At 64.9% G+C, this 9588-nt stretch carries 9 protein-coding genes; 6 read left to right on the top strand and 3 right to left on the bottom strand.

Going from position 1 to position 9588, the window contains the following annotated elements:
• Positions 1-181: 181 nt before the first annotated feature.
• Positions 182-553, bottom strand: a complete 372-nt coding sequence (locus C489_RS13510) for a 2Fe-2S iron-sulfur cluster-binding protein (RefSeq protein ID WP_006431857.1) — start codon at positions 551-553, stop codon at positions 182-184.
• 111 nt (positions 554-664) lie between these two features.
• Positions 665-2131, bottom strand: coding sequence for an arginine/ornithine antiporter ArcD (arcD, locus tag C489_RS13505; protein WP_006431856.1), 1467 nt, complete (start codon positions 2129-2131; stop codon positions 665-667).
• Positions 2132-2269: 138 nt separating this feature from the next.
• Here arcD and rio1 point away from each other — a divergent pair, with 138 nt between their 5' ends.
• From rio1 to C489_RS13475, 6 genes are all read left to right on the top strand, one after another.
• A complete protein-coding gene (rio1, locus tag C489_RS13500; RefSeq protein WP_006431855.1) occupies positions 2270-3145 on the top strand; it encodes a serine/threonine-protein kinase Rio1 in 876 nt (291 codons plus the stop codon).
• 225 nt (positions 3146-3370) lie between these two features.
• Positions 3371-4594, top strand: coding sequence for a tryptophan--tRNA ligase (locus tag C489_RS13495; RefSeq protein ID WP_006431854.1), 1224 nt, complete (start codon positions 3371-3373; stop codon positions 4592-4594).
• 74 nt (positions 4595-4668) lie between these two features.
• On the top strand, positions 4669-5169 hold the full coding sequence (locus C489_RS13490) for a metallophosphoesterase (protein ID WP_006431853.1): 501 nt from the start codon (positions 4669-4671) through the stop codon (positions 5167-5169).
• Positions 5170-5277: 108 nt separating this feature from the next.
• Positions 5278-5835, top strand: a complete 558-nt coding sequence (locus C489_RS13485; RefSeq protein WP_006431852.1) for a KH domain-containing protein — start codon at positions 5278-5280, stop codon at positions 5833-5835.
• Positions 5836-6119: 284 nt separating this feature from the next.
• Positions 6120-7781 carry a thermosome subunit alpha gene (gene thsA / locus C489_RS13480; RefSeq protein ID WP_006431851.1) on the top strand — a complete coding sequence of 554 codons (1662 nt, stop codon included), beginning with the start codon at positions 6120-6122 and terminating at the stop codon, positions 7779-7781.
• 427 nt (positions 7782-8208) lie between these two features.
• Positions 8209-9201: an alanine dehydrogenase gene (locus tag C489_RS13475; RefSeq protein ID WP_006431850.1), complete on the top strand. Its 993-nt coding sequence runs from the start codon at positions 8209-8211 to the stop codon at positions 9199-9201.
• Positions 9202-9279: 78 nt separating this feature from the next.
• Here the strand turns inward: C489_RS13475 and C489_RS13470 are convergent.
• A partial coding sequence (locus tag C489_RS13470; RefSeq protein ID WP_006431849.1) for an MFS transporter occupies positions 9280-9588 on the bottom strand: 309 nt, incomplete at its 5' end.

Genomic DNA, 9588 nt, shown 5'->3' with positions numbered 1-9588 from the left:
AGTGGAACAATCACGACTGGCGGGACGACCATAGCCCGCCCTCCATCGCAGTGGAGACAACGGCCAACGAGGACTACACAAACCAGAGTACCACATCGAGTGGGAATGTTGCCTCCGTGGAAACTCAGGACGACTGAGACTCCAACGAGAGGAATCCTCGCCCTTCAGGGCGGGGAGGATGTCAAGCCCACGGACTGTCGCCGACTTCGGCGCGTACTCGCGGCCCGACCTCGAGACGGCAGTCGGCCCGCGGCGAGGCGATACACAACAGGACGTAGCCATCCGCCCCTTCCTGCTCGGTCAGGGCCTGCGGTTGCCGTCGGTAGGTAAACCCCTCCGCGGCGTCGATCGGCTCGTTCTCGTCGCGGCCGCCGTCCCCGTCCTCGAGCCCGATCAGCCGGCCGACGCAGGTGATACAGGTCCCGGACCGGCAGTCGTAGGGAAGCCGGATACGGGCCCGCTGGGCCGCCTCGAGGACCGTCTCGTCGTCAGCGACGACGATCGACTCGGTCCGGCCGTCGGCCCACTCGAGGGTCACGTCGTAGTCCGTCATCGTCCCTCCGTCGGCCGCGCTCGTCGTTCGGGTCGGTCGATCATGCGAGCACCTAGGACCCGCGACGGCAAAAGTCCGTGCGCGCGAGCCAGGGTGAGACGCGAAGCGGGATCAGTCCACAGTCGGCGTCGGTTCGGCCGTTTTCTCGGCGTCGTCCCGGTCGGTATCGTCCGTGTAGACGATCCCCCACCCGGTCACTCCCATCAGGATCAGGACCAGCGGCGAGAGGATGCCGAAGAAGTAGTACGGGGCGTACTCGATCACCGGCACGCCGAGCGCCGAGGCCATGAAGACCCCACCCGAGCCCCACGGGACGAACGCCGACGTCGTCGTCCCCGAGGCTTCGACCGCCCGCGAGAGGTTCCGGCTCTCGAGGTCGTACTCGTCGTACAGGTTCTGTAGGGTCATGCCGGGCACGACGATCGCCATGTACTGTTCCGCGGCGAGGAAGTTCATCGCGACGGTTCCCACGGCCGTGCCGGCGGTCAGGCCCGCGACGCTGCTGACGGCCCGTCCGATGTGGTACGCGATCGCCGCCAGCACGCCGGTTTCCTGCAGGATCCCGCCAAGCGCCAGCGCGGCGATGACGATCGAAATCACCCACACCGAACCGGACAGTCCGCCGCTGGCGAGCAGTTCGTTCGTGAGGTCGACGCCGGTCTCCGGACCCGTTCCGTTGTGGACGGTTTCCCACGCGGCGGCGAAACTCGTTCCCTGCACGGCGATGCTGACCCCGACACCGGTGAAGATTCCGGCCCCGAGCGACGGCAACGCCGGGAAGCCGTAGAGCGCGAGCGCGAACGTGATGACCAGCGGGACGAACGTGACTGGCGAGATCACGTAGCTACTCGAGAGCCCGCCCTGAATCTCGGCGACGCGGCCGACGGGGATCGTCCCGCTGGCGCTCAGGCCCAAGACGACGAACAGGACCAGCGAGATCGCAAACGAGATCGCGGTGCCGGGACGCATCGCCCGGATGTGGTCCATCAGTTCCGTGTTCGTCACCGCGGCGGCGAGGTTCGTGGTATCCGAGAGCGGCGAGTTCTTGTCACCGGTGTAGGCCCCCGAGAGGACGGCACCGGCGGTCATCGCCTCCGGGATCCCGAGCCCGGACCCGATCCCGATCATCGCGACGCCGAGCGTCCCGGCCGTCGTCCACGACGAGCCGATCGCGAAGGCGACGACCGCCGAGAGGACGACGGTAAAGGGAAGGAAGATCCGCGGCGACAGGAACTCGAGTCCGTAGTACATGAGCGTCGGGATCGTCCCGGAGTCGATCCACGACGAGATGAGCATGTAGATGACGAACAGAATGAGGATGGCTTGGAGGCCGGTCAGAATACTGCGCCCGATGCCGTCGTAGAGGTCACTCCACGAGTAGCCGAAGTAGTACCGGCCGAACAGTCCCGCGAAGGCGATCCCCCACAGCAAGGGCATCTGCGGGTCCATATCGAACCAGATCATTCCGGCCGAGAGGAACAGGAGCATCCCCGCGATAGGCACGAGCGCTTCCCCCAACGACGGTTGCTTGTCCTCGGGGATTTCGTCGTAGGTCTTCGGTGTGAAATCCAGTCCCATGTTCGAGTCGCTCCGAGTTTGCGACAGCGGCCATAAATAAATCGTCATTCGCCGGTCGACTCCCGGCGTCGCAGCGACCGAACCGAGCCGGCGACCAGACCCAGTACTTTACCCGTCGGAGAGCCTACGACCGAGTAGATGGGACAGGGACCGGAGTTCGGACTGGTCGACCTCGAGGAAGTCGATACCCCGGGCGACGAGTGGGAGGAGATCGATGTCTCGGAGACCGACGCCGATCGCATCGCCCGCAAGCGCGACCGAAAGTTCGAGCAGTTCGAGGAGCGGATCAAAGACGCCGATCAGTTCAAGGTCGAGCAGTCGGTGTTCGACGACGCGACCCTGGCGGCGCTGTACAAACTCGTCCAGGACGGCTACGTCGATGCGTTCGGCGGCCCGCTCTCGACGGGCAAGGAGGCAAACGTCTACCTCGCGCAGGGCGACGACCGCGAGGTCGCAGTCAAGATCTACCGGATCAACGCCTCGAACTTCCGTCAGATGCGCGACTACCTCGAGGGCGATCCCCGATTCGAGGGACTGGGCGGCAAGAAGAAAGACGTCGTCCTCGCGTGGACGAAAAAGGAACTGGCGAACCTCCGCCGGGCGCAGGCGGCCGGCGTGCGGGTGCCGGAACCGATCGCGACCGAGCGCAACGTGTTGGTCATGGAGTACATCGGGACCGACGACGGCCGCGCCAAACGGCTCGGCGAGGTCCAGATCGAGAACCCCCAGACCGCCTACGAGGTCATGCGCGAGTACATGCGACGGCTCTACTCGGCGGGCCTGATCCACGGCGACCTGAGCGAGTACAACGTCGTCTTCGACGCGGACGAGGGGCAACTGGTCCTGATCGACCTCGGACAGGCCGTCACGGTCCACCACCCCAACAGCCGCGAGTTCCTCGAGCGAGACTGCCGAAACGTCGCGAGCTTCTTCTCTCGGCAAGGGCTCGAGGTCGCCGAGGACGACCTCCTCGAGTTCGTCACGAACCCGGAGCCGGACCCGTCTCGAGACTGATTCTCGAGTCAATCCCCCCGAAATCTTCTTCACCACTGACTAAAAATAGACGGACAGTGATCTCCGCTCTCGAGTGGCAGTGGCGCTGGCAGCCCCTCTCGAGAGCGGACAGTGTCGTCGCGGCGGACGACGCGGCCTAACCCGGCGACCGCGGCGGTGGCGCTCCCTTCGCTCGTTTTCCGTTTGAATCGTCTTCCAGCCGCTGCAGTCGACTCCGAGACACGAATGACAGACTCACGCGAAACCGCAGATACCACCGAGACGACGCGCACTGATTCGAGTTCGCCCGCCGACCAGTTCACCGTCACTCCCTACGCCGTCGACGGCGAGATCGACTACGAGAAACTGCTCGAGCGGTTCGGGGCCAACCGGCTCACCGACGAGCAGATCGAACGCTTCCCCGACCACCCGCTGCTCAGACGGCGGACGTTCTACGCGGGCCGAGACGTCGACAAGTACCTTGAAGCCGCCGCGGCCGGCGATCCGCACGCGATCGTCACCGGTCGCGGGCCCTCGGGACCGATGCATCTGGGGCACGTCCTCCCGCTGTACCTCGCGAAGCGGTTCCAGTGGAAGACCGGCGCGACGGTCTATATCCCGCTCTCCGACGACGAGAAGTTCCTCGCAAAGGACCAGTCGTTCGACGCCATCGGCGAGCACACCCGCGAGAACCTGCATGATATCCTCGCCGTCGGCTTCGATCCCGACCGGACGCGGATCGTCATCGACACCGCCGACGCGGACGTGGTCTACCCGATCGCGGTTCGCCTCGCGAAGCACCTCACACCGGCCACTGTCGAGGCCGTCTACGGCGAGCAGGACACCGTCGGCCTACAGTTCTATCCCGCCGTGCAGGCGACTCACCTCCTGCTCCCGCAACTCGTTGCGGGCCGGCAGCCGACGCTGGTCCCCATCGCCATTGATCAGGATCCTCACGTTCGCATCTGTCGAGATGTCGCCGCAAAGGAGGCGCTACCGGTCGAAAAGCCGGGCGCGCTGCTCGGCCGTTTCCTCCCGAGTCTCGACGGACCGGGCAAAATGAGTTCCTCCGGCGATGCGCCCTCGATCGAACTCACTGCCGATCCCGAAACGGTCGCCGAGACGATCCGGACCCACGCCTACACCGGCGGTCGGGCAACTATCGAGGAACACCGGAAGAAGGGCGGTGACCCGACCGTCGATGTTCCCTTCCAGTACCTCCGATACTTCTTCGAATCCGACGACGCCGAACTCGAACGCATCGCGGCCGACTACCGGTCTGGCGATCTGCTCAGCGGGGAGTTGAAGGAACTCGCGATTGAGCGGATTACAGAGTTTCTCGATGAGCATCAGCGCCGACGCGCGGAACTGGGATCGCTCGAGGCCGAACTCGACCCCTTCCGGCTGACCGACGGAGAGCAACGGCGTGCACTCGAGCGGGCCGGCGTGCCGACGGGACTCGATCGATAGCCGTTCGATCGTGCAGTGATTCCCGAATCAGCGTTCCCCGAACGCCTTAGTGGATCGCTCCCGCGCGAACGCGTATGAACATCGGCATCATCTCCGACACTCATGACAACGTCGAAGCCATCGAACGGGCGACCGAGGTCTTCGCCGATGAAGGCGTCGAGATCGTCGTTCACTGCGGCGACTTCGTCGCACCCCTGATGATCGATTACTTCGAGGCGTTCGAACTCCATGGCGTCCTCGGGAACAACGACGGCGACGTCGCGAACATCCAGGCGGCGTTCGACCGGCTCGGCGACGAGAGCCGACTCCACGGCCGCTTCGCCGACCTCGAGTTCGACGGGCTCTCCTTTGCAGTTCTCCACGGCGAGAGTACGGCGGAGGTCGCAGCGATCGCGGCCGGCGATGGCTACGATTTCGTCTGTTACGGCCACCACCACGAGCGCGAACTGTCGGAGGACGGGCGGACGACGGTACTCAACCCCGGCGCGCACGTGCTGGCGTCCGAGGCGGATCGGACGGTCGCGATCGTCGACACCCGCTCGGAGTCGGTGCGGTTCCGCTCGGTCAGCGAGTAGCGGGCTTCGACCGCGCCGCGCCTCGAGTCGATCGCGCGTATCGGTGCCACGACGCACCCGGTACTCGCGGACCAAGCGCTTAACCTCGCCCAGCCAGTAGCGGACTGTATGCAGCACGTGAAGATTCCGCAGGACCGCATCGGCGTTCTCATCGGTGAAGGAGGCGAGACGATGCGCGAGATCGAGGCGGAAGCCGAAGTGCGACTCGACATCGACTCGGAGAACGGCTCCGTCGCCGTCGAAACCGTCGGCGATCCCGTGCTCGGCCTCAAAGGCCCCGAGATCGTCCGCGCAATCGGCCGCGGCTTCGCACCGGAGGATGCCCTGCGACTGCTCGAGAACGACATGATGTTGTTCGACGTGGTCGACATCGACGCCGCCTCGCGCAACAAGACCGACATGAAACGTAAGAAGGGCCGGCTCATCGGCGAGGGCGGCCGGACCCGGGAACTGATGGAGGAACTGACCGGTGCCGATGTCGTCATCTACGGCTCGACGCTCGGCGTCATCGGCGCACCACAGGAGGTCGACGTCGTCCGGAGCGCCGCCGAAATGTTACTCGACGGCGCGCCCCACGGCGCGGTCTACTCCTTCCTCGAGGAGAAGCACAACGAGATGAAACACAAGGGAATGGAGTACCACCGGTTCCCCGGCGGCCAGTCCTGATCCCGTCCGTTCGTCTCGATTTCGTCGCTCCGTCGACTGTCTTCTCCCGCGCTCAGACGAGTCGCTGTGTGAACCGCTTTTCGACCGATAGCTGAACCCGTTCGAATCCCTCCGGACACGTCATCTGTGCGGTGGTTCTCACGCAGTGCAAGTATAAATACCCGAACAGCCATCGGTTCGAAAACGCACGACAGGGGCCACCTCTAGGGCCCCTACCTATTCGATAGGGTAAGGCTTATATAGAATAGCAAACAATCACTCGAGTGACTATGGCTCAACAGCAGATGGGCAACCAGCCCCTTATCGTACTCTCGGAGGACAGCCAGCGTACCTCCGGGGAGGACGCGCAGTCGATGAACGTGCAGGCCGGGAAGGCGGTCGCCGAATCGGTTCGGACGACCCTCGGCCCGAAGGGGATGGACAAGATGCTCGTCGACTCGTCGGGCAACGTCATCGTCACCAACGACGGTGTCACCCTGCTCTCGGAGATGGAGATCGACCATCCCGCGGCCGACATGATCGTCGAAGTCGCCGAAACCCAGGAAGAGGAAGTCGGTGACGGTACCACCAGTGCCGTCGTCATCGCCGGCGAACTCCTCAGCCAGGCGGAGAACCTGCTGGACCAGGACATCCACGCGACCACCCTCGCACAGGGATACCGAGAGGCCGCCGAAGAGGCCACCGAGGCCTTAGAGGAGATCGCCATCGACGTCGACGAGGACGACACCGAGATCCTCGAGCAGATCGCCGCGACGGCGATGACCGGCAAGGGCGCGGAAAACGCCAAGGATCTCCTCTCCGAGCTCATCGTCGAGGCCGTTCGCGCGGTCTCCGACGAGAACGGCGTCGACACGGACAACATCAAAGTCGAGAAGGTCGTCGGCGGCTCCATCGAGAACTCCGAGCTCGTCGAGGGCGTCATCGTCGACAAGGAGCGCGTCTCCGAGAACATGCCGTACTTCGCCGAGGACGCCAACGTCGCGATCATCGGCGGCGACCTCGAGATCAAGGAGACCGAGATCGACGCCGAGGTCAACGTCACCGACCCCGACCAGCTCGAGCAGTTCCTCGAGCAGGAAGAGGCCCAGCTGCGAGAGATGGCCGAGCAGATCGCCGACGCCGGCGCTGACGTCGTCTTCGTCGACGGCGGCATCGACGACATGGCCCAGCACTACCTCGCACAGGAGGGCATCATCGCCGTCCGCCGCGTCAAGTCCAGCGACCAGGGTCAGCTCGCACGCGCAACCGGCGCAACGCCGGTCTCGAGCGTCGACGACCTGACCGCCGAGGACCTCGGCGTCGCCGGCAGCGTCGCCCAGAAGGAGATCGCTGGCGACCAGCGCATCTTCGTCGAGGACGTCGACGACGCACAGGCCGTCACCCTGATCCTCCGCGGTGGCACCGAGCACGTCATCGACGAGATCGACCGCGCCGTCGAGGACTCGCTGGGCGTCGTCCGCACGACCATCGAGGACGGCAAGGTGCTCGCCGGCGGCGGCGCGCCCGAGATCGACCTCTCGCTCGCACTGCGTGACTACGCCGACTCCGTCGGCGGCCGCGAGCAACTCGCCGTCGAAGCCTTCGCCGATGCGCTCGAGGTCATCCCGCGCACGCTGGCCGAGAACGCGGGTCTCGATCCCATCGACTCGCTGGTCGAACTCCGTAGCGCCCACGACGGCGGCGACACGGGTGCCGGCCTCGACGCCTACACCGGCGACACCATCGACATGGACGCCGAGGGCGTCTACGAGCCACTTCGCGTGAAGACCCAAGCCATCGAGTCCGCCACCGAGGCGGCCGTCATGCTGCTTCGCATCGACGACGTCATCGCCGCGGGCGACCTCGCGGTCTCCCACGACGACGATGACGAAGAGATGCCGCCGGGCGGCGGTGGCATGGGCGGCGGCATGGGCGGTATGGGCGGCGGCATGGGCGGCATGATGTAAAACGAAGTTTTGCTCTGTCGTTCGAGAGAGCGAAGCTCTCTCGTGATGACGAAAGGCGCTTCGCGCCTTTCGAACCACGGGCCAGCAAGCTGGCCCTCGGCAAAAATTCGATTAAAAGCACTCCTCCCTCCGTTTCGGCCCCGTCGGGGCCTCCACATCGGTCGTCGGCCCGCTCGGGCCTGCGGCCCTCGCGGTGGGAGTCGTCGTCCATCACCGCTCAAGCTACCGTCTCCGCCGTTTCGAGTCGGCCCATCTTTGCCGTTTTGTCGCCGATTTGAGTTTCCTCGAGTCAGTGACAAGTATATGATCTGTGATTGTTCTCGCGTTCCCGTGAGTAGTGATAGCGTCGCATGTACCGGGCGTTCCCGCATCCCACGCTGCCGTCGATTCACGACGAACTAAGTGCGAGCCCGCAATATTCGCGGGTATGAACACGCTTCTACTGGACAGCGACGATGTCGACGAGCACGCTGCACTCGCGGCCGTCATCGACGCCGTCGAGCAGGCCTTCGGTGCCTTCGAGCGCGGGACCACCCAGATGCCCGCGAAATCGTACATCGATCTCCCGCAGTACAACGGCGACTTCCGGTCGATGCCGGCGTACCTCGATACGGGCGACTGGGACGCCGCCGGGCTGAAGTGGGTCAACGTCCACCCCGACAACCCCGCGGACCACGGGCTGCCGACCGTACTGGGGACGATGATCTACTCCGATCCTGAGACCGCGTTCCCGCTTGCCATCATGGACGGGACGACGCTCACGATGAAACGGACCGGTGCCGCAGCGGCCGTCGCCACCGACTATCTGGCCGTCGAGGACGCCTCGAGTCTCGGACTCGTCGGAGCTGGCGTCCAGTCCTACACCCAACTCGAGGCGATCAGCGAGGTCCGACCGATCGAGGAGGTCGTCGTCTCGGACCCGGACGACGAGCGGGTCGAGCGGTTCGTCGAAACCTACGAGGACCGCTTCGACGTTCGCGGCGGCTCGATTTCGGAAGCCGGCCACTGTGACGTGCTTTCGACCGTGACGCCGGTCGAGGACCCGATCGTGGGACTCGAGGACGTCGGCGACCAGACCCATATCAACGCCATCGGGGCCGACGCCGAGGGGAAACACGAGTTGAGCGACGAGCTACTGGGCGCGGCGCGGATCGTGATCGACGACCACGAGCAGTGTACCCACTCCGGCGAGATCAACGTCCCCTACGGCGAGGGAGTCCTGACCGACGCGGACATCCACGGCGAGATCGGCGAACTCGTCGTCGGTGCGAAAGCGGGTCGAACCGCGGAGACGGGTGTCACCGTCTTCGATTCTACTGGACTCGCCATTCAGGACGTTGCAGCCGCTCGCGTGGTCTACGAAAATGCTCGCGAGACCGATTCCGGCTACGACTTCGGGATGATCGATACCGACCAGTAAGGGGTCGTCCGAGCTGTGACCGGCACCGAATCTCGAGTACCGTTTCTCAAGAATGCGAAAATCAGTATTGTTCGACCGCTAGTCGTCCGTCTCGACGGCGTGAGACCGGTCGACGGTGTCGCTGCCGAACGCCGTCTCGCGGAGGTCGGCTTCGATCTCCTCGAGCGACCGCCCTTTGGTTTCGGGGACGAGCCGGTAACAGAAGACGAGCGCGAGCAGCGAGAGCACGCCGTAGAGCCAGAACGTGCCCGTCTGCCCGATGCCGTCGATCAGCCGGAGGAAGGTCAGCGAGACGATCAGGTTGCCGGCCCAGTTGACGACGGTGACGACGCCCATCGCCGTCCCGCGGACCTCCATCGGGTAGATCTCGGAGATCATCAGCCAGAA

It is taken from the genome of Natrinema versiforme JCM 10478, assembly GCF_000337195.1.
Taxonomy (GTDB): domain Archaea; phylum Halobacteriota; class Halobacteria; order Halobacteriales; family Natrialbaceae; genus Natrinema; species Natrinema versiforme.
The sequence above is the reverse complement of the archived record's forward strand: the minus strand, read 5'-3'. Positions and strand labels throughout refer to the sequence as shown.